Source organism: Streptomyces sp. NPDC025793 (assembly GCF_055558375.1).
Genome location: NZ_JBVHMR010000009.1, coordinates 266,279 through 290,457, shown reverse-complemented (window position 1 = coordinate 290,457; position 24,179 = coordinate 266,279). Strand labels below are relative to the sequence as shown.

Sequence of the window (24,179 nt, the reverse complement as noted above, 5' to 3'; positions counted from 1 at the left end):
AGGAAGACCGGCAGCGGCATCAGCGTCGGCGTCTCGTCGGACGCGTAGCCGAACATCAGGCCCTGGTCGCCCGCGCCCTGCCTGTCCAGCTCGTCACCCCGGTCACCTGCGGCGGCCCCCTCGACCCGCTTCTCGTACGCCGTGTCGACGCCCTGCGCGATGTCCGGGGACTGCGCGCCGATGGACACCGACACGCCGCAGGAGGCGCCGTCGAAGCCCTTCTCGGAGGAGTCGTAGCCGATCTCCAGGATCTTGTCGCGGACCAGGGTCGCGATGTCCGCGTACGCCTTGGTCGTGACCTCGCCGGCCACGTGCACCAGGCCGGTGGTGATCAGCGTCTCGACGGCGACCCGGGAGGTCGGGTCCTCGCGCAGAAGCGCGTCGAGAATGGTGTCGCTGATCTGGTCAGCGATCTTGTCGGGGTGGCCCTCGGTCACGGACTCCGAGGTGAACAGGCGACGAGGCATGACTCTCCAGAGATACGGCGGTGCCCCGGACGGGACACCGCACGGACGGACGGTTCGGGTTGCCGTGCCTGCCGGCACGGCCGTTCAGAGCAGGTGCCGACGCATCCAGTCGGCCAACACGCCGGAGGCCACCGCTGCCGCCTCGGGCCACTCCCGCTCGGCGGACTCGTCGGCCTGGTCGCTCACGTACTTCACGATCCGCACCGGCACGCCGAACCGTTCGGCCACGGCGGCGATCGCGTAGCCCTCCATGTCGACCAGATCGGCCCGCTCGGCCAGCAGCGCGCGGGTGCGACCGTCGGCGACGAAGGCGTCACCGGTGGCCAGGGTGGGGCCGGGCTCGGGCCGTACGGTCAGCGGACGGCTGTAGTGGACCCCGCTGAGCCGGTGGAGCACCTCGTCCGGCAGGTCGTGCTGAATGACCCGGCTCACCTCCACGACCCCGCACGGCACGTCCCGGAGCGAGCCGGCCGTACCGACGTTGACGATCTCCCGCGGCCGGGCCGACGACAGCGCCAGCGTCAGCTCCACGGCGGCCCGTACCTTTCCCATTCCTGTGACCAGTACGGGAAAGGCGTCGTCGAAACACGCCGCCTCGGCTTCTGCCGCCACCACGATCAACGGACGGTCGGGGCGTACGGCGCCGCGGAGGCGAGCGGTGAAGGAGGCTTCGGGCAGGAGTGAGAGCTGCACGGGATTTCCTGTTCGGGTGGGGCCGTGGTGGCGGGACCGGTGTCAGGCGTTCTGGACGGCCGGCGGCGTGGCCGGCGCGGCTCCGGCGAAGTCCAGCGGCGCCGGTGACAAACCGGCAGCAAAGGGCATGTAATTGGTGGACACGGTGCTCCCGTGAAGCGAGGCGGCGGCGGACCGTGAGATCACGGCCGTTCCCATGTTTGCCTCGATCGGACCAGGAGATCCCTAAAGCGTGCACCCCCACGAGATCCCGGAAGGAGCGATCGCGAATATGTCTACTGCGGGGCCGCAGGCGGTGGCATACTCGCACAGCTTATGTTTGCTCAAAACGCCGCCGTGTTCTTCTCCGTGGACTGCGTTCTGGTCCCGGGAAGAAGCCTGTCCCGCCTCGTCGAGGAACGCCTCGGACTGAGCGGGGCCTCGGGCGTGCACGAAACAGGGCAGGCGGACGCGGAACGCTGGACGGGTATCCCGGAGAAGGCCCTGCACACCCAGCTCGCGGGCCTGCCTGTGGTGCCCGGCGTCGCGGAGACCACGCAGTGGTGCTGGAACAACGGTCTGGTGCCGATCGTCTCCAGCCTCACCTGGACCCCGATCGGCGCTCATCTCGCGGAGCGGTTCGGTTTCCACTCGTACTCGGGCCGCTTCCTGGACGCGATGAACGGCCGGTTCACCGGCCAGGCCGGAGCCCCGGTCACGCCCGCGGACCAGATCGAGTTCGTCCGGCGCCGGGCCGGCGATCTCGGCGTCGCCCCCACGGACTGCGCCGCGGTGGGCGCCTGCCCGACCGACGGCCTGCTCTTCGACACCGTCGGCCTGGGCATCGCCTTCAACGCCCCGCCCGACGTGCGCGCACGCGCGACGACGTACGTCGAGGCCGAGGACCTGCGTGCCGTGATCCCCGCGCTGGAGCGTCTGACCGTCAGCAGGGTCTGAGCGTCGGCAGGGTCTGGCGGACGGCGCATCTCCGCGTCGGTTCGGCGTGCTGAACGAGCTGCCGTCGTCCATGGCGCCGCCTTCACGTTCGCATGCGCGAAGCAAACCTGGCGGGGACGCGCGGCCGGTTCGAACGGTTGCCTCATGGCGGGCATGTCTGTGGTGGCCACTAGGCCTCGGTCTCGCACGGCACCGGCGACCTGTCTCTCACCGTGTATGTGACTGACGGGTGCTCAAGTCCGGGTGCCCGGTTGCCATCGCGTGTTTCTGCCGAAGGAGAGAACCATGTCCGTTGCCATGCCGTCCGAGGCGCCGGCGGAGCTGTCGGAGTTCGATCTGGACGTGCGAGTGGAGCTGGACGAGTCGGCGTCGATCGAGGGTGCCCTCTCGGTCACCCCCACCGCCACCCTCGTGTTCTGCCCGTCCGAGATCGGCTGCCTCACCCCGACCTGCTCCTGATCAGCTGAGGCCGCGGGAGTTCGGGCTGATGCCCGGACCCCCGGGGCCGACAGGCGGACATGTGCCCACAGGCGGGGCACATGTGCGGTGCCCGGCGAGAACAAGGAAGCGAACAGGACGCGAACAGGAGAGGCGAGAACATGCCCGGCGAGAACGTGCCCTTCCGAGCGGAGCCCCTCGGGATGCTCCGCGTCCCCCTGCTTCCCCGGACGGCCGCCGCCGAGTCCCGCGCCGCGATCGATCCACGGGACCGCGACCAGGTCGCCCGGTACCTCGACGCGCTCACCTCCGACGCACGGGTCGAGGAGGCGCTCGCCGTCTCCAGCCCCTCGCTTCACCGGGCCGTCGAAACGCTGCGCGGCGGCGCGCCGATGAGGCCCAACGCCCTGCGCAAGCTCACTCTCTCGGCCACCCGCTACGTGCTGCGGGCCGCCAGCCGCGCCACCCCCTTCGGACTTCTCGCGGGTGTCGCCCCCGTCTCCTTCGGCGACGGCTGCCAGGTCCGCATGGGCACCCGTCACCGCAAGGCGGTACGCCCGGACGGCGGTTGGCTGCTCGGTGTCCTCGCCACATGGGAGGGCGACATGGGCGTGCTCCGTGGGCTGCGTGTCGTCACCAACGACCTCGGGTTCGCACGAGGTCAGCGCTGGGTGCTCCCCTTCACCGACGCCGTCGAGGATCCCACGGACTCCGCAGGGCAGGACTCCGCAGGGCAGGACACCTCGGAACGGCAGCACGAGGGCCACGGCGTCCAGGAGGTCTCCGTGCGCCACACGGCGCCGGTGAGGACCGTTCTCGCCATGGCCCATCGCCCCGTACTCGCCGGGGAGTTGCTGAGACACCTTGACGACGCGTACCCCGGGGTCCCCGCGTCCGCCAAGGAGGGGCTGGTCCTCGGGCTCGTCCGGCAGGGATTCCTCCTCACGGAGCTGCGCCCGCCGCTCAGCGAGACCGATCCACTGCGGTACGCGATCGACGCCCTCAACGCCGCGGGCCGAGCCGACGAGGCCGGCCGACTCGCCTCCATCGGTGCCCTGTTGGAGCAGTACGGCGCACAACACGCCGGCGCCGGGCTCGGGCACTGGCGGACGGCCCTCGACACCATGGGCGCGCTGCGCACCGGCGACCGGTCGATCCAGGTCGACACCCGGCTGGACGCCGAGGTCACCCTGCCCCGGGAAGTGCTCAGGGAGGCGGAACGGGCGGCCGCCGCGCTGCGTCTCGCCGGCCCCGACGCCGCGGGGCGGTGGGCCGAACTGCGGGAGTACCGGGACGCTTTCATCGAGCGTTACGGCACCGGCCGGGCCGTGCCGCTGAGCGACGTGCTCGATCCGCACACAGGGCTCGGCCCGCCTGCCGGGTACGACCATCCACGCAGCGAGCGGCGTGAACCGGCACGCGGGGAAGCGAGTGAGCGGGGCCGGGCCAGGGACGCGCTCCTGGCGGAGCTCGCCCTCGGCGCGGTCGCTTCCGGTGCCCGCGAAGTGGTGCTCGACGACGCGGTGCTCGACCGGCTGGCCGGCTCGCGGACACCGCCCGCGGCCGCACTGGATCTGTGCCTGCATCTGACCGCCCCTTCCCAACAGGCCGTCGAAGAAGGTGACTTCACGTTGGTGATCTCTCCGACGACGGCGTCGCTGTCACTCGGTGACCTCTTCGGCAGGTTCGCCTATCTCCTCGACGACGTCGACGCGCTGGGCGGACTGGTCCGCCGCGCCGCCACCGATGAGGCCAGGGACGGTGCGTGCCTGGCACAACTGGACTTCACGCCCCGGGGAGGCCGCAGCACCAACGTCGTCCGTGTGCCGTCGTTCTGGAGCGAGCGCGTCGCCGTCGGTCGCTTCGCCGACCGCTCCTCGGGTGCGGTGCGCGGAATGCGCGACCTCGCGCTCGCCGCCGACCTGGACCGGCTGTACGTGGTGGACGCGTCGACCGGACAGGAGATCGTGCCCCAGTTCCCCACCATGCTCAACCCGCACCTCGCCCCCGCCGCGGTCCGGCTGCTGCGCGAGGTGCCGAAGATGGGCACCGCGGTGCAGGGCCTGTGGTCGTGGGGCGAGCTCGGCAGGCTTCCCTGCCTGCCGCGCGTCCGCTACGGCAGGTCGGTCCTCGCCCCCGCCCGCTGGCAGCTGTCGGCCACGGACCTGGCCGACTCCTCCCTCTCGGACGAGGAATGGGAACGTCGCCTGGACGCCTGGCGCGCCCGGTGGAACGTCCCCGACCGGGTGGTCGTCGGCAGCACCGACCGCCGGACGGAGCTGGACCTGACGGCACCGCTGCACCGGATGCTGCTACGCCGCGAGCTGGGCCGGGGCGCGCCGGCGGCGGCGTACGAGACCCCTGAGGACGCGGGCGCGGGCGATGGCTGGCTGGCGACCGACGCGGGCGCCTTCACCAGCGAACTGGTGCTCCCCCTCCTCCCAGTCCCGTCCCCTGCCACCCCGCCGTCACCTACGTCCGCACAGCCGTCCGCCGGCCCTCGACCCCCTGCCGCCGGGCCTCGGACGCCGCGCTTCAGCCCGGTCGCCCCGCCCGCCCCGCGCCACAGCCGCGCATGGCTCTACGGCCGGCTCTACGCCTCCGCGGCCCGCCACAACGAGATCCTCACCGAGCAACTGCCCCGGTTGCTGGCGGCCCTGCCGCCCGGAGTCGACCGCTGGTTCTTCATCCGCTACGACGACCCCACCGGCGCGCACCTGCGCCTGCGCTTCCACGGCGACCCCGACACGCTCCACGGCGAGCTGACACCGGGCGTCCTGGACTGGGTCGAGCAGCTTCGCGGCATGCGTCTGGCCGGGGCGTTCGTCCTCGACGGCTACGAGCCCGAAGCCCATCGCTACGGCGGCCACGAGGCCCTCGAAGCCGCCGAGGAGGTCTTCCACCACGACAGCGCCGCCGTCCTGGAACAGCTGCGGCTGCGGGCGACGGACGCCGTGACCGTCGAGCCGGCGGTGCTCGCCGCGGCCAACTACCTCGACCTCTCCCGTCAGGTGCACGGCGACCAGTGGCCCGACTGGCACCTCACGCGTCCGCGCGACGAGGAGAACCACGCCTACTTCCGCGATCACCGTGCGGCGGCGCTGCGCCTGTTGGACGACGGCGGGATCAGGGCCGCGTTCCCGGACGGTAAGGCCGAGGCGGTGCTGGCCGCCTGCGCCGCCAGGGCGGCGGCCATGCGCGTGTACGCCTCCGTCGCCCGCGAACCATCGGTGCTGGCAAGCGTGTTCCACATGCACCACAACCGGCTCGTCGGCACCTCCCGCACCTCGGAGAACCGCTCGCTCGCCGTGGCGCGCGGCATCGCCCAGGCCGAACACGGACGCAGGAAGCACCTGCGATGACGGCTACCGCACCGAAGCGGTGGGACGCCGAGGCGGTGGTGGCCGAGATCCTGGCCCGCGCTCGCGACGGCCTCACCGACCCGCGGCTCTTCACCACCTCCGGGCTCGCAGGCGGCCCCTCGGGGGCGGCGCTGCTGTTCGGCGAGGTGAGCAGGAGCGACGCGAGCCTGCGCCCAACTGCCCATGCTCTGCTGGCGGCTGAGGCCGAAGCGGCCGGCCGCGCCGGCGGGATCGGGATCCTCTCCGGACTGGGCGGTCTCGGCTTCGCCGCGAAGCACGCCACCCGCTCGCCCCGGGAGTACGCCACCCTGCGGGCCCGCATCGACACGGCCCTGCGCGAAGGCCTCGTGAGAATCCTCGAAACGGAGCACGCCCGTATCGAGTCGGGCACCCCCGGCGCCGCCCGGGCGCACTTCGACGTCATCTCCGGCGTGACCGGCCTCGGCCGGTACTTCCTCGCCGAGCCCGCCGCCACGGCCGACACCGATGCCGTCCGGAACGTGCTGCGCTACCTCGTCGCCCTCACCGAGCCGGTCGGGACAGAGGCCGGACCGCTGCCCGGCTGGTCCAGCCCCCCGTGGCCCTTCCCGGCGGACGAGCGCGGGCGGGAGTGCGTACTCGACCTGGGCCTGGCACACGGCGCGGCGGGGCCGCTCGCGCTGCTGTCCCTGTGCTGGACGCGCGGACTGCGCGTCCCCGGCCAGGACACCGCCGTCCGCCGCATCGCCTCCTGGCTGATGAGCTGGCGCCAAGGGGACCGACAGGACGCGGACGCGGGGCCGTGGTGGCCCGGCACGGTCACCGCTGATCAGGAACTCGCCCCCGCCAGGCCCACCGTGGAGCGCAGACGCCCGAGCTGGTGCTACGGCACGCCGGGCATCGCCCGTGCACTCCAACTCGCCGGTACGGCACTGGGAGAGGACGAGTGGCTGGACCACGCGGCCCGCGCGATGAGGGCGCTCTTCTGCCACCCCGACCGGCTGCGCGGGCTTGAGGACGCGGGCCTGTGCCACGGCCTTGCCGGACTGATGCAGACCGCCGGACGCATGGCCGACGATCTGGACGACGCCTCGCTGTCCGCGCGAGCCGACGAACTCGCCGAGCGGCTGTGTGCCCGCTTCGACCCCGCGTCGGCCTACGGCTTCCCCACCGTCCCCGCGCCTCCGCACCGACCGGAACCACTCGACTCCCCGACATACCTCGAAGGCGCGGCCGGAGTCGCCCTCGCCCTGCACGACCGGATCACCCGGCCGCCCGCATCTGACGGCGACGACCTCCCCTGGGACGCCGCCCTGCTCCTGGCTTGACTGCCCGGCGGAGGAGATCCGGTTCAACGAGAGCTTCCGCGGGGCGTCGGCCCACTCCTGCGCGCTCTCCGCCGCGTACTGCCCGCGTGTGCCGGAGTACCCGCCACCCCTCGCCCGGGGGGAACGCGTCACGGAACGGCCCGCTGCACCACGACGGTGCTGCTCACCACCAGTACCTGGGCGCTGACCGAGTCGGCCGACCGTTGAGTTGGCGTGATCAAGAGCACAGAGCCCGGCATCGGTGCCGTCTCCCTCGTACGGGTGGTGACTGCCCCTGCTCGCGGCCCTGGATACTCGATCCGTCACATGATCGATTCGCGGCTCGGCGGTTGCCGTGCCGCACCCACCTCAGAAGGCGGATCCCAGCGTGTTCCAGGAAACCCCGATCTTCAATCGCCTTGTCGCCGAGCGCGGTGACGTGCCGGCTCAGGCTCGTGGTGAAGCCGACCGCATACGCCACGAGCTGGCGCGAGTCTTGCCCAGCGCTCCCTGGCCCGCCGCCCCCACGGCCCGGCAGCAGCCCCACCTGCCTGGCGGAAGCGTCTCTTCGGCCGCCCTGTGAGACGCGCTCGCGCATGCGAGCGCCGTGGGCGGGAAACGGCACCGGGTTGGTCAGCCTGCGTCCGGCAACCGGCCCGGACGCCCGGCCTCGTTGCACTCATGGGCCGAGGCCAGCCACGCCCACGGTTTGATCTCGTCCAAGGGGGGAGGCCGGGGGCAGGCCGGTCGGTGCGTGGCTCGGGGCCGGCCACGCCGTCGACGGCGGCCTGCTCCCGGTCCGCCGGCTCCCACGGCTGCCGAGTGCCGACGGGTGGCTGCCGGACGCCGTCCGGGCTGGACCCGGGTAACAGGATGATGCTGCCCTCGCGCTCGACGGCGCGATCCGGGCACGGCGACGGGCAGTGCTGGTCTTCCTGCACAACCTGGGCATCGTCGCCTACCACGGCGGCAGCCTGATGACCGAGCTCGGCCGCCCGTACGCACTCCACCCCATGACCGCTGATTCGGTACGCGCGGCCTTGTTCACCTCAGGCCCGTACGAACTCCGCCCCGCCCCGCGCTACCGAGACACCGACCGTGACTGGGCCGACCCCGCCACCTTCGAGACGGAGCCGGACTCGCAGCCCGCCGACGGCTGGATCTGGCACCAGCCCGACCAACGCGTCGAGGGCCGCGCCTGGGGCGGCAACCTGGAAATCCTGTCATGGCTGCTGATGGCCGACCGCGAGATCGCACGCGACCCGGCCGTCTACGAGGGCGGCGTGCTGTTCCTGGAGACCTCGGAGGAGCTGCCGAGCGCGGAGGACGTCTTCCGGATCTTGCGCGACATGGGAGAACGGGGCCCGCTGGCGCGCTTCCCGGCCCTGTTGATGGGCCGCGCCAAAGCGTGGTCCTTCCAGCAGCCGAACAAGACGGAGGACAAGCGGCGCTACGCCACTGAGCAGCGCGAAGCGGTGCTGCGCGCGCTGGCGACGTATGCCCCGCGCACGATGGCGGTGTTCGACGTCGACTTCGGACACACCGATCCCCAACTGGTGATCCCGTACGGCGGATGGGTCAGCGTCGACGGCCCGGCGCAGCGGATCACGGTGACGTACTGACGGCGCTGGAGGTCGGGACCCGAGCCCGGCCTCGAAGACGCATCCGGACTCCCTGACCCGTCCCCCGCGGGAGACACGTACGGGCGTGGCCTACCCGATCGATTCCCTGCAGCAATTCACCCCTTCGAGTGGCACTTTGGCAGGAATTTCGGCCCTGTGGCACCATTCTCCGATGCCTCCGCGTTGCCCGCTCGCCTTGCCCGGCCCGACCGCGCTGGTCCTCCTACAACATGTAGTACTAGTGTGTGCTTGAGGAGCTGCCGCGTTCCCCCGTGCAGGGGCGCCCTGGTGTGTCGCTGGTCAGGATGGCTGGTTCCTTCATGCCAAGGAATGGTGTGAGACGACCTCACGGGTGTCCGAGCGTGCAACACATACACACCGACACTTGCCTGGAGGGCATGTGGCAACGACCGACACCCCCGCCATGCAACCGTCCGTAGAGGTACTCATCAGTATCGTCCTGCCCGTCTACCAGGTGCAGGAGTATCTGGAGGAGTGTCTCGACTCGGTCCTCGGGGCGTCGCAGTCCTTCCAGGACATCGAGGTCGTGGCCGTGGACGACTGTTCCCCTGACGCCAGCGGTGCCCTGCTCGACGCGTACGCGGCCCGGGACCAGCGGCTGCGCGTGGTCCACCTGCCGCAGAACGTCGGCCTCGGCCGGGCGCGCGGCGAGGGACTGGCCCGGGCCCGAGGTGACTACGTGTGGTTCGTCGACAGCGACGACCGGCTGGCCGACGGGGCGCTCGCCGCGGTCGCCGAGCGGCTGAAGCGGACCGAGCCCGACGTGCTGCTCGTCGACCACGCCCTCCTCGGCCCGGAGGGAGGCACGGAGCGCAATGTGCGTGCGCATCTGTTCCGGGGCGCCCCCGAGACGTTCACGCTCGCGGAGCGCCCGAGCACCCTGGACCTCATCATGACCGCGTGGGGCAGGGTGCTGCGCCGCGAGTTCCTGCTGGGCCTGGACGTGGAGTTCGGGCACGGGTACTACGAGGACATCTCCGTCACCTATCCCGTCCTGCTCGCGGCGCGCCGGCTCAGCATGCTCGACCGTGTCTGCTACCACTACCGGCGCGGGCGCGAGGGAGCGATCACCAACACCTCCAGCCCGAAGCACTTCGATCTCTTCGGCCAGTACGAGCGGATCTTCGCCTTCATCGACCGCGAGGCCGAGACCGCCGAGCCCTTCCGCAGGGCGGTGTTCGACCGGACCGTACGCCATGCGACGACGGTGCTCGCCACCCCGGGACTCGTGCCGGAGAGCATGCGGCGCGACTTCTTCCGGCAGGCGTCGGAGCACTTCCGGAGGTTCCGGCCACGCGACTACTCCCACCCGTCCGGGCTGCGCGGCCTGCAGTACCGGCTGGTGGAGCGGGGCGCCTACCCCGCCTACGCGGCCCTGGAACCGGTGAACCGGCTTCGTCTCGCACTGCGTACCGCCCTCGGCCGGGCGCGTCGTGCGGCACGGCGGGCACCCCGCCTCGTGGCGACGGCGCTGCGGCGGGCCTACTACCGCGCTTGTCTGCTGCTTCCCGTCGACGACAGCCTCGCCGTCTACGCCGCCTACTGGAACCGCGGCTACGCCTGCAACCCCGCGGCCGTCTACGAGAAGGCCCGCGAGCTCGCGCCCGGCATCCGCGGGGTGTGGGTGGTCGCCAAGGACAGGACGGCATCCATCCCGCCGGGGGTCGAGTACGTGGTGGACGGGTCGGCACGATGCCTGCGCACCATGGCGCGGGCCAAGTATCTGGTCAACAACGTCAACTTCCCTTATGAACTGCCCAAGCGGCGCCGCGCGGTGCTGGTGCAGACACAGCACGGCACCCCCCTGAAGAAGATGGGAACCGACCTGCGGGACCACCCCGCAGCCGCACGCGGCATGAACTTCGACCGGCTGGTGGAGCAGTGCGGGCGCTGGGACTTCCTGGTCTCGCCGAACCCGCACACCACCGAGGTGTTCACCAGGGTCTACCCCGGCGACTACGAGGTACTTGAGACCGGGTATCCGCGCGTCGACCGGCTGGTCAACGCCTCGATCGACGAGGTGAACCGGGTGCGGGACGAACTGGGCATCGCCCCTGGGCAGACCGCGGTCCTCTACGCGCCCACCCACCGCGACCACCAGGACCAGGCGGCACCCCTGCTCGACGTGCGGCGGTTCGCCGATCAACTCGGTGACGACCATGTCCTGCTGGTGCGTGCGCACTACTTCGACACACCTGGGACCGTCCCGGCGCCGGGCGTCGTGGACGTCTCGTCCCACCCGTCGATCGAAGATGTGTGCATCGCTGCCGACGTACTGATCACCGACTACTCCTCGGTGATGTTCGACTACGCCGCCCTGGACCGGCCGATCGTGATCTACGCGCCCGACTGGGACACGTACCGCCGCGCACGAGGCGTCTACTTCGACCTCCTCGCCGAGGCGCCCGGAGCGGTCGCCACCACACAGGAGCAACTCGCCGAGATCTTCCTCAGCGGCGAGTACACGGGGCCGCACATGGCCAAGCGGCGCTCCGGATTCCGGGCACGCTTCTGCCCCTACGACGACGGGCACGCGGCCGAACGCGTGGTGCGCAGCGTCTTCCTGCGAGAGCCGGCCAACACGAACGGACCGGTACGGGCGGGCAGTTGACGTCGTCGCCGTTCAGCGCCGCACGCGGCGGGCGATCCGTCCCGCGACAACGCGGCGCATCCCGGAAAGGCCATCCGTGACGCGCACGGCGAGGCAGCCACTGGTGGTGGCGTACGGCTGGAGCAGCAGCACCCGTCCCCCGCGGCCCATCCGTACCAGCCGCCTGAGTCCGGATCCCGCGCGAAGTGGTCTCGTGGCCGACGCGCCGTCCCGGAAGGTCAGGGTCACCCAGGCATCCCAGGTGGTGATCGTTCCGCCTTCACAGAGCGCCGCCACGTCGGCAGTGACGACGGCACGCCAGCCGTGTCCGCCCGGCTCGGCTTCCCACGCTGCCTCGTACCGGTGCGCCGTGCCCGTCACCCGGTGCCGCAACTCGACCGCTGCTCGCTCCGGACCGGCGTGCGCGGTCCTGCCGTAGAGGTCGGCCAGTCGTAGTTCGAGCACGAGGCGGCGACCCGCGCCCACGTTCCCGAGGACGTGGAAGGGCAGCAGTGCGACAGGGATGTCGTCAAGACCGTCGAGCACGATCTCGTCCGCCGCCTCGGGGATGGAATCCGCCTCGTCCCACAGCGGTCGCCGCGCGTCACCGGCGTACGGCGGCGCCAGCCGCGGCGGGTCGGCCGCCAGCTCGGCCAGCCGCCGGATGTCCACGGCATGCCGCTCGCGGCCGAGCAGCACCTCGGTACGCCAGCGGGCAGCGGGAGTGGCCCGGCGAGCGGCCTCGGCCTCGAAGGCGCCCACGTGCTCACGGGCGATCCGCCACCAGGCGTCCTGGTACTCCGGCGTGCGCTGCGGCAGTTCGCGCAGGTAGACAGCGAGATCGAACTCAAGGAATTTCGTCTGCGCGGCGATCAGCAGATCCTGGTCGCCGCTGTCCCGCATGATCTCCAGCACCTGCCGATGGGCGGCGACCCGGTCCTGCCAGTTCTGGATCAGGTTCCGGCGAAGCGAGATCGAAGCCTGGCCGGTGCCATAGCGCACATGCCAGATGTAAACGGTTTCGGGGGTGACGGCGAAACGCGGCCCGGCCGCGTAGACACGCGCGGTGAACACGAAGTCCTCGTAGTGCGCGGCGCCGTCGGGGAAGCGGATCCGCCGCGACAGCAGGAAGTCACGGCGGTAGATCTTGTTCACCGACAGCGTGTCCCACAGCGTCCGCGGACGCCCGGCCACCCCGTCGTGCACCGACTCCGCCGTGAACAGCTGTTCCTGCCAGGGGATCTCACGTCCACCGGGCAGCTCGCGCCGCACGCACCGGCCTGCCGTCACGTCGGCGTCATGCCGGAGTGCGACGGCGAGGAGCGTGTCCACGGCCTTCGGCGGAAGCACGTCGTCGCTGTCGAGGAAGACGAGCCACGGGTGGCGGGCCGCGTCGATGCCGTCGTTGCGCGGGGTGCCGCAGCCGCCGCTGTTGACCGCACGGCGTACGACGCGCACGCGCGGCTCGGTGGCCGCGAGCTGTGCCAGTACGTGAGGTGTGTCGTCGGTGGAAGCGTCGTCCACGACGACGACCTCGCCGACCGCGTCGCCCTGTGCGAGCGCCGAGGCCACCGCCTCCGCGACGTGCTCCGCGTCGTTGTAGGCGATGACCACCACCGTGACCGCCCCGTCGTGTGCGCTGGACAACTCTGCTCCCGTTCGTGCGGTCGTGACAGGCGCTCTCCGTCGTTGATGGAGCAGAGGACCCGGTGGGCGGCGCCCGATGAACTCCTACATTATGTAGGACTGGCCTGATGGACTCCGGCACCGTGTGCGGCACGACAGTCGGCCGGCATGTCCGTGCGTTACCCTCGCGCTGAGCAGCAGCGTGTTCGCCGGTGTGCCGGCCGTAGTCTTCGGGATCTGGTACGCCCGTGAGCGGACCCTGTCGGTCCACACCATCACCACTCGTCCCCGTGAACTCTTCTACTGGCTCGCGGTCCTGGTCACCTTCGCCGTCGGCACCGCGACCGGCGACTGGACCCTGGGCACTCAACACCCTCCTCACTTCACTCAGCTGACCAACCACGATGTGTCAGTCTCCGTCGGCGGGCTGGATCTCGACGGTGAAGGCCGCGTCGGCGGGACCGGTGCCTTCCTCGCCCTCCCAGACGATCACGCGCACGTGCTTGCGGACGGCGCCCTCGCGGTCCCACTCGGTCACGAGGTCGGTGACGACGAGGGCGGCGACGTACTCGGCGTTCTCCTTCGGGTCGTCGGTGGTGACGGTTCCTCGCCAACGCCCTGGAGGGCCGCCGTAGAGGCGCCACCCCTCGGAGCCGTGCGGCTCCTCCACCCGGTATGTCCAGTCCGTCTCGGTACTCATGGTGCCGATCCTGTCGCTTTCCCTGCGGCTGCCCGGTGATTCGAAGGGGTGGAAGCGGGGTGTCGCCGGGCGAAGCATTCGCCGGCCTCTGCGGGCGGCCTCACGGAAGCCCCGAGCGGGCCGCCGATCCGACCCGCCCAAGATCTTCCCTGTCCTTCCTATTCGACGCCCAGGGTGGGCAGCAGGTCTCGCTCGGTCTCGGTCCCGGCGGTGGCGATGACGCGGGCGCCGCAGGCACGGGCGCACTGCAGGACGGCCAGGCCGACCGCACCCGCTCCGCCGTGTACGAGGACGGTGTCCCCGGGGCAGGGGCGGCTCTGTTCGACGAGGGTGTGGTGGACGGTCAGGAAGGCGACGGGGAAGGTCGCTGCTTCGGCGAAGCTCATGTTCTCGGGGATACGGTGCAGGCCGTAGGCAGGGCTCGTCGCGTGGGAGGCGAGGCCGGCGGGGACGAGGCCGAAGACCCGGTCGCCGGGCTTGAGATGGTCAACGCCCTGCCCGACGGCGCAGACGACGCCGGCGCCGTCCGTGCCCAGTCCGCGGCTGGGGGGCTTGTTCTCGACTGCTTCGGGCGACAGCAATCCATTGGCGCGCATGGGGTCGCGGTAGTGGAGAGCCACGGACCGCATCTCGATGGCGACCTCGCCCGGCCCGGGCTCGACGATGTCTGTCTGCCGCCATACCAGGCGGCGTTTCCGGCTCGGGTCGCGTACGTCCAGGATGAACGCACCGAACTCGACACGGCACGCGCCGGCGCCTTCATCGCCTTCCACCAGATCGCGATGCCGCAGTACCGGGAGGTGATCCAGCTGTTCTCCCTGCCAGAGCGCAGATGCATGCCTGCCGTGCTCGAACACGGCAACGCCGCCGCGGCCTCCCTGCCACTGCAACTGGTCAAGGCCCGGGAGGCCGACCATGTCGAGAGCGGGGACATCGGGCACGGAGGCAACCTCGTGGACACCACGCACCTGCGCACCGCCGCCCACGCCCATCTCCTTGCCCCGGACCGTCTCCAGCAGTCCCCGGCGGCCGGCGGCCGTGCCTACCTCATCGGCCAGGACGGCCCGCGTCCCTGCGCGAGATCGTCCACCACTTCTCGGCAGCCGCCGGCATCGACGCCCGCTGGTGCGCCGTCCCACCCCGCCTCGCAACGGCCGCGGCCGCCGTCAGCGACACCTGGCTGCGCGTCATCCGCAGCCCTCGCACCCACGCCCTGAGCCGCTTCCCGGTCACCGAACTCCTGCAGCCGCACGAACTGCCCCGAAGCGCCGCACGCCTTGAAGGACCCATCATGAAAAGGCCTCCGCGTGAACCCGGCGCGTCCCGTACGGGCGCGTCCGTCCCATGGAGGCTGAGCGAAGCGGTGACGGGTCTCGTCGTCCGCACCGTGGTGCTGGCGTACGAGGCAGGGCCGCACGTCCTCTCCCGAGACAAGACCGGACGCCGTACCGCGAGGCGCCCGCGGACGTGAACGTCCGGGTCGTCACGTGTCGGGGGTCAGGCCCGTCGGTGTGCGTCGCCGGCGGCGGATCTCCATCGACAAGCAGGACCCCAAGCCGTACCACGCGCCGGTGCAGACCTCCCGGGCGGTACGGCGACACGCCGGAGCGCCTCGCTGGTCACGCCGCCTCGCTGTAGTGGCTTGTGGGGCGCAGGAACGTCGACCAGCCGCCCGCGGGCCTCTCGCCGACCTGGAGGCTGCGCAGTTTCGTGAGCGTCTCGGGCTCCTGGGCGTCGAGCCAGTCGACGAACTGCCGGAACGAGACCAGGCGGACGTCCTCGCGGCCGGCGATCTGCTTGAGCGCCTCCTCGGCCGCGTCCATGTAGATGCCGCCGTTCCACTGTTCGAAGTGGTTGCCGATGAACAGCGGCGCCCGGTTGGTCGCGTACGCCCGCTCGAACCCGGCCACGTACGCCTGTGTCGCCTGGGCGCGCCAGAAGGGGTAGTTGTACGACGGCGCCCTCGTCGTGTTCAGGGACTGGTTCGCCAGCATGTTGTAGTCCATGGACAGCACCTCGAACCTGTGGCCCGGGAAGGGGATGCTCTGCAGCGGCAGGTCCCAGACGCCGCCGCGCCTCCTCGGCCAGCGCTGAAGCCCGCCGGGGGAGGAGGCGTCGTAGCGCCAGCCCAGCTCCTGGGCGACCGGCAGCAGGTTGGCCTGTCCGAGCAGGCACGGGGTGCGGCCGCCGATCAGTTCCTTGTCGTAGTCGAACGGGAGCGGCGGTTCGCTGTCCCACCCGGTGTGTGTGCGCCAGGAGGTGACGAAGGCGCGGGCCTGGTCGATCTCCGAACGCCACTGCGCCGGGGTCCAGCCGGCCACCGAGCCGGGGCCGGCGCAGAAGTGGCCGTTGAAGTGCGTGCCGATCTCATGGCCGTCGAGCCAGGCCTGACGCACATAGGTCAGGGTCTCCTTGAGGTGATGGTCGGTGAGGTAGCCGATGTCCGAGGCGCCGACGGGGTTGTTCGGCGGCCGGTACAGCCGCTTCTTGTCCTCCGGCAGCAGATAGAGGCCGGAGAGGAAGAAGGTCATGTGTGCGCCGTGGTCCTGGGCGAGCCGCAGGAAGCGCGGGAACAGGCCGGTGCCCAACTCGCCGGCGCCGTCCCAGGAGAACACCACGAACTGCGGCGGGGTCCGGCCTGGTTCGAGGGGAGTGGGCGGGGGCGGCTGGTGGGGCTGAGGTCCGGTGTACGACGTCGAGCCGTCCCCGAGCAGCCGTGGCGCCGCCTCCGGCCCCTCGCGGCCGTCGTTGCGGTCCTGACCTCCGCATCCGGTCAGCGAGGCGGCGGCCACACCGACACCGGCACCGAGCCCGAGCCGTGCCAGGCCCCGGCGGCTGATTCCACTCATCGCCCATCCCAACCCGCGCCCTTCCGCGACGCGTTGTGCGCCCCCTCGGTCAAGAATCCGAACACCTCGCACCATAGAACTGATAAACCGACAAATACTTCATTTGGGTCGGTGTGGCGCGCAAAAGGGAGGTCATCGCCTCGGTGTGCCGGTCCGTCAGCGAAACGCCGCCGCATTGCGTGCCGCCCAGTCCGCGAAGGGTGTCGCCGGGCGGCCGAGTAGGCGGGTTACGTCGCCGGTGGGTGTCCGCTCCTGCGGGGTGGGTGTGCCGAGGATGGCGAGTGTGCCGTCGGCCACCGCGGGCGGCATGAATGCGAGCATCTGCGTGCGGGCCTCGTCGGGGCTCTGTTCCGTGAAGGCCACCGGCTCTCCCAGTGCCTCGGCGAGGGCGGCCGCACGCTGTCGCGGTGTGAGGGGTTGCGGGCCGGTCAGGGTGTAGGTCGCGCCGGTGTGTCCGGCCTCGCGCAACGCGACCGCCGCCACCGCCGCGACATCGGCCGGGTCGACGAACGGCAGCGCCACGTCGGCGAAGGGCGCGGCGGCCGTACGGTGGCGGCGGACCGGTTCCGCCCAGGCGAGCGCGTTGGAGGCGAGGCCGCCCGAGCGCAGGACCGTGAAGGGCAGTCCGGAGCCGGCGACCGCGGCCTCGAAGGCCGCCGCCTGCGGGTATGCCCCGGGCCGGGTGCCCACGCCCTGTGAGGACAGCAGTACCACCTTCGTCACCCCGGCTGCCGCGGCCGTGCGCAGGAGACCTTCCGGGTCCTCGCCCGCCACCAGCAGGAACACGGACTTCGCGCCTGCCAGGGCGGGTGCGAGACTTTCCGGCTTCCCGAGGTCGGCGGACACGGCCCGGACTCCCGGCGGGACGGCGTCGCCACCGATGTGCCGTGCGACGGCCGTCACCGTCTCCCCGGCCTCGGTCAGTTCGGCGACCAGTGCTCGGCCCACGTTCCCCGTGGCGCCAGTGACGACGATCATGGTCTGTTCCCCCTGAGTTAGTTAGTTGACTGACTTACTCAGACGTTAGCCGGATCCCCGCTCGCTGTCTATCCTCAGTCAGGTGACTGACTCAGATTCCGCCACCCGGGAGAAGGCCGCGCGGCCGGACCGGGGCGGCAAGCGTGAGCGCCTGGTGCGGGCGGCCGTCCAGGTCTTCCACGAGCAGGGCGTGGAGAAGACCACGCTCGGCGACATCGCCCGCGCGGCCGAGGTGCCGCTCGGCAACGTCTACTACTACTTCAAGACCAAGGACCTGCTGGTCGAGGCCGCGGTGGACGCCCACTGGGCCCAACTCGACTCCCTGACCGGGCAGTTGGACGGCCTCCCGGACCCGGCCGCCCGACTGAAGGCGCTCGTCGCCGGCTGGGTCGACCAGCGCGAGACCGCCGCCCGCTTCGGCTGCCCCTTCGGCACCCTCGCCACCGAACTGGACAAGCGCGACGACGGACTGGACCTCGCCGCCGCGAAGGTCATGCGCGCCCTGCTCGACTGGGTGGAGTCCCAGTTCGCCGAGCTCGGCCGCGCCGACGCCGCCGCGCTCGCCGTCGAACTCGTCGCGGCCTACCAGGGCATGTCCGTCCTCACCAACACTCTGCGCGATCCCGGCCTGATGGCGGCCCAGGGGGAGCGTCTGCAGTCCTGGATCGACGGGATCGCAGCGGGGCGGTAGCGGCCGGGCGCGATCAGCCCCGGGGAACCGGTGTCACGCCGCCGTCTGCCGTTGCTCCGCTGCCACCGGCACCGTGGTGATGTTCTGGACGGCACGGCTGAGGACCACCACGCCCGCGACGATCAGCAGGGCGCCGCAGGCTTCCGGCACGAGCCACCAGCCCAGGCGGATCCGCTCGTCGAACAGGGTCATGCCGAGCGTCAGGCTCACCATCGCGTCACCGATGGTGAGCGCCGGCTGCGCGGCGACCAGGGGGCCGGCCTGGAGCGCGTTCTCCAGCAGGATCACGGAGGCCACTCCGGCGAGCGCGAAGCCGTACGTCTGCCAGGCGCGCAGGAAGGCCGCGAAGCCGTGGTCGGCGAAGGTGCCGCTGGCCGACTTCAGCAGCGCGGCGGTCAGGGCGTTACCGGTCGCGGAGGCGGCCGCGAGCAGCGCGGCGCGCCGGGCCGGCGCATGGCCCCGGCCGGCCAGCAGCACGGCCGCAGCCATTCCGCCGACGCACACGGACAGGGCCGGGATCCAGCGGGTGAGCGGCGCGTGGTCCGTGGCCCCGTGCGGGGCGGCCGCGATCAGCAGGACCGCGAGGCCCGCGACACAGCCGCCCACGCCCCACCAGCCCGAGCGCGGCATCCGCTTGTGCATCAGCGGGGCCGCGACCAGCAGCGCGAACGGCAGCTCCAGGATGAACAGCGGCTGGACCAGTGCGAGCGGGCCGTTGACCAGGGCGAGGCTCTGGAACAGCGCGGCGCAGACCACCCCGGCCATGCCGATCACCCAGAAGGGCTGCCGCGCCAGCTCCGCGAGCAGACGGATCCCGCTCCTGCGGGACGTGGACGCCGCCTTGCGCTGGAAGGCGGTGCCCACGGCGTTGCTCGCCGCTCCCGCGACGGCGAACGCCGCGGCCAATACGATCACGACCGTCTCCTGCCTGCGGGGCACCTCCCGGTCCCGGAGGAGCCTCGGACCTCTTCAGCCTACGGAAGGCACGGCCCGCGTGCCGGGTCGGCCGTGGGAAAGGATCACCGACCGGCCGCCGTCGACCACGTGGCAGCCGCCGTGGACGAAGGAGGCGCGGTCGGGGGGGGCGACGGCGTTGACGCGGACGCGGCCCCGCCCGGTGAGTGCCGGGCGGGGCCGTGTGGAGGGGGGCGGTGGATCAGGCGACGCTCAGGTCGTCGGCGTACACCGCGCCCTGGCCGTACCAGCCGTGCACGTACACCGTGACCGTGCCCGAGGAGCCGGTGGTGAACGGGACGGTCAGTTTCGACCACGACGAGGGCGAGGCCCAGGTGCTGGCCGTGGCGCCTCCGCTGACGCCGAGGTAGGCGTACGGGCCCTGGACCCAGCCGCTCAGCGTGTAGGAGGTGTCGGGCTTCAGGGTCAGGGTCTGCGCGCACTGGCCGGTCTGCGAGGCCGAGGGTGCGGTCTTCAGGGCGTGGGAGCCGCCGTGCACGGGCGAGGTGACCACGGACGCGCCGCTGTCACAGGTCCAGGGGGCGAGCGAGCCGGTCTCGAAGTCGGCGTTGGCGAGCGCGGTCGTGCCGCCGCCGGAGCCGTTCACGGTCAGGGTGAGCGAGGAGCTGTGCGAGACCGAGCCGGCCGTGCCGGTGACGGTCAGGGTGTAGGTGCCCGGTGCCGTCGAGGAGCTGGTCCGCACGCTGAGGGTGGAGGTGCCGCCCGCGGTGACGGAGGCCGGGCTGAGGGAGGCGGTCACTCCGCTCGGCGCGCCGCTCACGGCCAGGTTCACGCTCTGGGCGCTGCCCGAGGTCACCGACGTCTTCACGGCCGCCGTCGTCGAGCCGCCGGGGTCGACCGACGCGGTCGTGGGGGAGAGGGAGACGTTGAAGTCGTTGGCCGGCGGGGTCGTCGTACCGCCGGTGAAGGGTGCGAAGGTGTGGCTGAAGTACCAGGTGTCCTGGGCGATGCCGGAGCAGCTGTCGGAGCCTCCGGTGCCGGGGCAGCCGCCGTTGTCGCGCTGGAGGGCCCAGAAGGAGAGGGTGTTGATGCCCTTGGCGACCGCCCAGTCGTAGACGCTCGTCGCGTCGGCGGTGGTGAAGGTCTCGGCCGCGCCGTAGTCGTCGATGCCCGGCATCTCGGTGACGCCGATCGAGTTCCACAGCTGACTGTCCGACATGTTCGGGTACAGCGAGGCGAGTTGGTCGTGCAGTCCGCTCGCCGCCGTCTGGGTGTCGGTCGCCATGTGGTGGGTGGCGCCGTCGTAGTAGTCGAACGTCATGATGTTGACCACGTCGATCCTGGCGCCCGCGTTCTTCGCGCTGCGCAGCACGGCGAGCCCGCTGTCGGCGAGTCCGCTCGTGGTGGTCGGCAGGGTGTACGAGAACTGCACCGAGCGCCCGTTGGCGGCGGCCCAGTTCTGGACCTTCTTGATGGCCTGGTTGCGGCGGTCGATGCCGGCGGTGTTCGTCAGCGAGTTGTCCTCGACGTCCATGTCGAGCCGGGACACGTCGTAGGTCGTGATGATCTTCTCGTAGGCCGCGGCGATGGAGTCCACGTTGGTGCAGCTGTCGGCGATCTCGGTGCCGCCGTTGTCGGCGGCGTAGCCGCCGAGCGAGGGGATCACGTCGCCGCCGCGTGCGCGGATGGTGGCGAAGTCGGAGCCGAAGACGGAGGCGTCGACCGGGGTGCCGGTGTTGCCGTTCCAGTACGGCGTGCAGGAGCCCTTCGTGTCGGCCTGGAGGAAGGCCATGGTGAGGTACTTGGCGCCGGAGGCCTGGGAGAGCGCGGCGGGGCTGTCGCCGTTGTAGGCCTCGAAGTAGGGCGCGAAGACGTGGGTGGGCAGCGGGGTCGCCGCCTGGGCCGTGCCGGTGGCCCCCAGGGCCAGCCCCGCGGACGCGGCCAGGGTGGCCACGCCGGCGAGCAGGGCGCGTACGGATCTCGGACGTGTCATCGGGTACTCCCGGATAGCGAACGACAGTCGATCGAACGACGGGCGGTCGAACGGGTCGAGCAGCCCGGCCGGGCTATTGGTCTAGGCCATGATTGGTCTAGACCAAGCCTCGGTCAAGGGCTGGGGCCGCCTTTTGCACGTTCATGAGGGAGTCAAGCGTCCCGGCGGTTACGGATATTGACGGCACGACATGCGGGATCCCGCCGGGCCGGGGCTCAGCTGGCCCGGGTGCCGCCGCCGCGCCGGATGCGGCCCAGCAGATCCCGGTGATAGGCGGCGAGCTGCCCGGCGGGCACCGGAGCCGGACTGCCGCTCAGGGTGTACCAGTTGTCGCTGTCGAAGGGCTGGACGGCGACGCGCGCGCTGTGGCCGTCGGGCCGCAGGATGGTCGCAACGGTCAGTTCTCCGGTGAGGACACCGGCCTCGTCGGTCAGGGCGCCACCGGGGCCTGCGGTGACGCGGTCGACATAACTGTTGATGCTGGGCGGCTGGTTCATGACCCGCACGTTTCCATCAACCCGGCCTGCGTGTGTGCTCTCTGACGGTGTGTCGGCAGATGGGGTCCGCAGGTCTCAGCCGAACAGCGGGAACCGGTCCGCCGCCGGGCCCAGGGCGGCGTGCTCCGCCGCGGTGAGCGGAGCCCGGCCGGTGCCCACACGCGCGTAGTGCCCGTCGCTCCACTGCGGGAGCGCGGGCCGGCCCAGCAGACCGTCCAGGGTGGCGCGCACCGCTGCCAGCCCCTCGGGCGCCGGGCCCGGGACGTGCGGGAGGCCGACGGTCAGGTCCAGGTGGTGGACGGTCGCCTCCACCGCGAGGGTGGTCAGCAGGTCCCCGGCGGTCAGCACATGTCCCTGGGTCGCCACACGCCGGTCGGGATCGGCCGCGTCCCCTGCGTGCACGGCCGCCGCCAGTGCCTCCAGGTACAGGCCCCGCAGCTGTCCCCAGTCCAGGAACATGCTCGCGCTCACCCGTGCCCAGCGGCGGCCGTTCGCCGCCCCGACGGCGTTCGGCCGCCAGTCCCGCCAGTACGTCACCGCGTCCCGGTCCGCCGGGCGCGGCGACGGTGTGTGCAGGGCCACCAGCCCGCGCTGGGCGTCACCGAGGCAGTGGAAGACGAGATCGCGGACCGCCCAGCCGGTACGCCCGCTCGGCCGCCACGACTCCTCGTCGCCCAGGTCCCTGACGACGTCCGCGGCGGCCTCGTACGCGGCGCGCAGCACCCGTGCTCCGGTGTCCATGACGCCCCCTGTCCGTCGGCCCGTCGGCCGCCCAGGGTGTCACACCCGGCTCGACGTCGCCGTGTCCCCGGACAGGCGCTGGGCGACGTAGATCGGGAGCACGGACAGCAGGACGAGGACGGCCGCCACCACGTTGACCACCGGCGCCTGCTGCGGCCGGGTCATGTTGTCGAAGATCCAGATGGGCAGCGTCTCGATCCCCGGGCCCGCCGTGAACGTGGTGACCACGATCTCGTCGAAGGACAGCGCGAAGGCGAGCAGACCGCCCGCCAGCAGCGCGGAGCGGACCAGCGGGAAGGTGACGTCGGCGAAGGCGCGGAAGCTGGTCGCGCCGAGGTCCATGGCCGCCTCCTCGTACGAGGCCGCCGTACGGCGCAGCCGGGCCGCCACGTTGTTGAAGACGACCACGATGCAGAAGGTGGCGTGACCGACGATCACCGTGAACAGCCCGAGGCCCACGCCGAGCGGCTGAAGGACCGTGCCGAAGGCCGAGTTGAGGGCGATGCCGGTGACGATGCCGGGCAGCGCGATCGGCAGGACCACGACGAACGAGACCGTGTCCCGGCCGAAGAAGCGGTGCCGGGTCACGGCGAACGCGATGAGCGTGCCGAGCACGAGCGCGATCGCGGTGGCCCCGAGACCCGCCTTCACCGAGATCCACAGGGCCTGCCGCGCACCGGAGTTGTGCACGGCCACCGACCACCAGTGCCCGGTCAGCCCGGTCGGCGGCCAGCTCGCGCTGCGGTCGGGGCTGAAGGAGTTGACGAGGACGAGCAGCAGCGGCACGTAGATCACCGCGAAACCGAGCGCGGCGCCGGCGCGCAGGGCGATGCGCGCGGTGCGGCCGAGATGCATGGCGCTCTTCCTTCCGGCAGGGGTTCAGAGGCTGTTGAGGGCACCGGTGCGGCGGATCGCCAGCAGGTACAGGACGATCACGACGACGGGGACGGTGCCGAGCGCGGCGGCCATCGGCAGGTTGAGTTCGATGTTGGAGTACACGAGATTGCCGATCAGCTGCGTCTTGCCGCCGACGATCTGCACGGTGATGTAGTCGCCGAGGCTCAGCGAGAAGGTGAACACCGAGCCCGCCGCGACCGATGGCAGCACCATCGGCAGCACCACCGAGCGGAAGGTCCGCCCGGCCCGCGCCCCGAGGTCGGCCGACGCGTCGAGCAGGCTCGCCGGGAGGCGGGCGAGGGCCGTGTGGACCGGCAGGATCATGTACGGCAGCCACAGGTACGTCAGGGTCAGGACCGTGGCCGGCAGGCCGAAGCCGGGCCCGCTCAGTCCGAACGGCGCCAGCAGCCAGTCGGCGAGGCCGCCCTGGGAGAGGATCAGCCGCCAGGCGTACACCTTCACCAGGTAACTCGCCCACAGCGGGGTGAGGATGGCCACCACGAGCAGTGGCCGCCACCGGGGCCTCGCCACGCGCGCCGTGTAGAAGGCGACCGGGAAGGCGAGCACCACGCACAGAGCGGTCACCGCGAGCGCCACGCCGACGCTGCGCCAGACGACCTCGCGGAAGACGGGCGTGGTGAACAGTTCGTGGAAGTTGTCCGTCGTCCAGACCCGCACCACCTGCGAGGTGAAGGAGTTCGTCGTCCAGAACGCGGAGGCGAACAGCACGGCCAGCGAGCCGAGGTAGAGGACGGCCAGCCACAGCAGCGGGGCGCAGAGCAGCAGGGCGAGGCGCAGCCGGGGTCTGCGGTGCAGGCCTCCGGCGAGCCGCCGGAGGGTGCCCCGGCCGGCGGCGGTACCCGTGTCGGTCGCCACG

20 protein-coding genes and 1 pseudogene are annotated in these 24,179 nt (G+C 71.5%); 8 read left to right on the top strand and 13 right to left on the bottom strand.

The genetic code is table 11. The annotated features are described in order from the left end of the window. On the bottom strand, positions 1-467 hold a 467-nt coding region (locus ACZ4MF_RS20210; RefSeq protein WP_467493333.1), incomplete at its 3' end, for an S-adenosylmethionine synthetase N-terminal domain-containing protein. An 84-nt stretch (positions 468-551) separates the two neighbouring features. Further along, positions 552-1,160, bottom strand: a complete 609-nt coding sequence (locus tag ACZ4MF_RS20205; protein ID WP_467493332.1) for a nucleosidase — start codon at positions 1,158-1,160, stop codon at positions 552-554. Between the two features lie 315 nt (positions 1,161-1,475). Here ACZ4MF_RS20205 and ACZ4MF_RS20200 point away from each other — a divergent pair, with 315 nt between their 5' ends. From ACZ4MF_RS20200 to ACZ4MF_RS20175, 6 genes and pseudogenes are all read left to right on the top strand, one after another. Further along, positions 1,476-2,096: an HAD family hydrolase gene (locus tag ACZ4MF_RS20200; RefSeq protein ID WP_467493331.1), complete on the top strand. Its 621-nt coding sequence runs from the start codon at positions 1,476-1,478 to the stop codon at positions 2,094-2,096. A 285-nt stretch (positions 2,097-2,381) separates the two neighbouring features. Beyond that, positions 2,382-2,555 carry an FDLD family class I lanthipeptide gene (locus ACZ4MF_RS20195; RefSeq protein WP_467493330.1) on the top strand — a complete coding sequence of 58 codons (174 nt, stop codon included), beginning with the start codon at positions 2,382-2,384 and terminating at the stop codon, positions 2,553-2,555. Positions 2,556-2,695: 140 nt separating this feature from the next. Then, the gene (locus ACZ4MF_RS20190) at positions 2,696-5,896 is read left to right on the top strand and encodes a lantibiotic dehydratase (protein WP_467493329.1); all 3,201 of its coding nucleotides are present in this window, start codon (positions 2,696-2,698) and stop codon (positions 5,894-5,896) included. Next, on the top strand, positions 5,893-7,203 hold the full coding sequence (locus ACZ4MF_RS20185; protein ID WP_467493328.1) for a lanthionine synthetase C family protein: 1,311 nt from the start codon (positions 5,893-5,895) through the stop codon (positions 7,201-7,203). The genes ACZ4MF_RS20190 and ACZ4MF_RS20185 overlap by 4 nt, the downstream gene beginning before the upstream one ends. A 902-nt stretch (positions 7,204-8,105) precedes the next feature. Next, positions 8,106-8,804, top strand: a pseudogene (locus ACZ4MF_RS20180) (S66 peptidase family protein); the annotation flags it as partial. Positions 8,805-9,228: 424 nt separating this feature from the next. Beyond that, positions 9,229-11,436: a bifunctional glycosyltransferase/CDP-glycerol:glycerophosphate glycerophosphotransferase gene (locus ACZ4MF_RS20175; protein WP_467493327.1), complete on the top strand. Its 2,208-nt coding sequence runs from the start codon at positions 9,229-9,231 to the stop codon at positions 11,434-11,436. A 12-nt stretch (positions 11,437-11,448) separates the two neighbouring features. Here ACZ4MF_RS20175 and ACZ4MF_RS20170 read toward each other — a convergent pair whose 3' ends face one another. From ACZ4MF_RS20170 to ACZ4MF_RS20160, 3 genes are all read right to left on the bottom strand, one after another. Next, complete coding sequence (locus tag ACZ4MF_RS20170; protein WP_467493326.1) at positions 11,449-13,062, bottom strand: glycosyltransferase family 2 protein; 1,614 nt, start codon at positions 13,060-13,062, stop codon at positions 11,449-11,451. A gap of 388 nt (positions 13,063-13,450) precedes the next feature. Further along, positions 13,451-13,741 carry a hypothetical protein gene (locus ACZ4MF_RS20165; RefSeq protein ID WP_467493325.1) on the bottom strand — a complete coding sequence of 97 codons (291 nt, stop codon included), beginning with the start codon at positions 13,739-13,741 and terminating at the stop codon, positions 13,451-13,453. 158 nt (positions 13,742-13,899) lie between these two features. Further along, positions 13,900-14,337 carry an alcohol dehydrogenase catalytic domain-containing protein gene (locus tag ACZ4MF_RS20160; protein ID WP_467493324.1) on the bottom strand — a complete coding sequence of 146 codons (438 nt, stop codon included), beginning with the start codon at positions 14,335-14,337 and terminating at the stop codon, positions 13,900-13,902. A gap of 12 nt (positions 14,338-14,349) precedes the next feature. On the opposite strand from ACZ4MF_RS20160, the gene ACZ4MF_RS20155 reads away from it, so the two are divergent. Next, a complete protein-coding gene (locus ACZ4MF_RS20155; protein WP_467493323.1) occupies positions 14,350-14,958 on the top strand; it encodes a 3-oxoacyl-[acyl-carrier-protein] synthase III C-terminal domain-containing protein in 609 nt (202 codons plus the stop codon). A 402-nt stretch (positions 14,959-15,360) separates the two neighbouring features. Here the strand turns inward: ACZ4MF_RS20155 and ACZ4MF_RS20150 are convergent, their stop codons facing one another. Together ACZ4MF_RS20150 and ACZ4MF_RS20145 are read right to left on the bottom strand one after the other, a co-directional pair. Then, positions 15,361-16,590 (bottom strand): polysaccharide deacetylase family protein, encoded by a 1,230-nt coding sequence (locus ACZ4MF_RS20150; protein ID WP_467493322.1) that lies wholly within the window; start codon positions 16,588-16,590, stop codon positions 15,361-15,363. Positions 16,591-16,746: 156 nt separating this feature from the next. After that, positions 16,747-17,568: an SDR family oxidoreductase gene (locus ACZ4MF_RS20145; protein ID WP_467493321.1), complete on the bottom strand. Its 822-nt coding sequence runs from the start codon at positions 17,566-17,568 to the stop codon at positions 16,747-16,749. 82 nt (positions 17,569-17,650) lie between these two features. On the opposite strand from ACZ4MF_RS20145, the gene ACZ4MF_RS20140 reads away from it, so the two are divergent. Further along, positions 17,651-18,259 carry a TetR/AcrR family transcriptional regulator gene (locus ACZ4MF_RS20140; protein WP_467493320.1) on the top strand — a complete coding sequence of 203 codons (609 nt, stop codon included), beginning with the start codon at positions 17,651-17,653 and terminating at the stop codon, positions 18,257-18,259. 33 nt (positions 18,260-18,292) lie between these two features. On the opposite strand, the gene ACZ4MF_RS20135 is transcribed toward ACZ4MF_RS20140, so the two are convergent. The 6 genes from ACZ4MF_RS20135 to ACZ4MF_RS20110 form a co-directional block, all read right to left on the bottom strand. Continuing rightward, the gene (locus ACZ4MF_RS20135; RefSeq protein ID WP_467493319.1) at positions 18,293-19,174 is read right to left on the bottom strand and encodes a DMT family transporter; all 882 of its coding nucleotides are present in this window, start codon (positions 19,172-19,174) and stop codon (positions 18,293-18,295) included. A gap of 241 nt (positions 19,175-19,415) precedes the next feature. Then, positions 19,416-21,167 (bottom strand): carbohydrate binding domain-containing protein, encoded by a 1,752-nt coding sequence (locus ACZ4MF_RS20130; RefSeq protein WP_467493318.1) that lies wholly within the window; start codon positions 21,165-21,167, stop codon positions 19,416-19,418. Between the two features lie 215 nt (positions 21,168-21,382). Next, the gene (locus ACZ4MF_RS20125) at positions 21,383-21,664 is read right to left on the bottom strand and encodes a hypothetical protein (RefSeq protein WP_356033231.1); all 282 of its coding nucleotides are present in this window, start codon (positions 21,662-21,664) and stop codon (positions 21,383-21,385) included. A gap of 75 nt (positions 21,665-21,739) precedes the next feature. Continuing rightward, a complete protein-coding gene (locus ACZ4MF_RS20120; RefSeq protein ID WP_467493317.1) occupies positions 21,740-22,405 on the bottom strand; it encodes a maleylpyruvate isomerase N-terminal domain-containing protein in 666 nt (221 codons plus the stop codon). Between the two features lie 39 nt (positions 22,406-22,444). After that, the gene (locus ACZ4MF_RS20115) at positions 22,445-23,260 is read right to left on the bottom strand and encodes an ABC transporter permease (protein WP_467493316.1); all 816 of its coding nucleotides are present in this window, start codon (positions 23,258-23,260) and stop codon (positions 22,445-22,447) included. Positions 23,261-23,284: 24 nt separating this feature from the next. Beyond that, positions 23,285-24,178, bottom strand: coding sequence for an ABC transporter permease (locus ACZ4MF_RS20110; RefSeq protein WP_467493315.1), 894 nt, complete (start codon positions 24,176-24,178; stop codon positions 23,285-23,287). Between the last annotated feature and the right edge of the window lies 1 nt (position 24,179).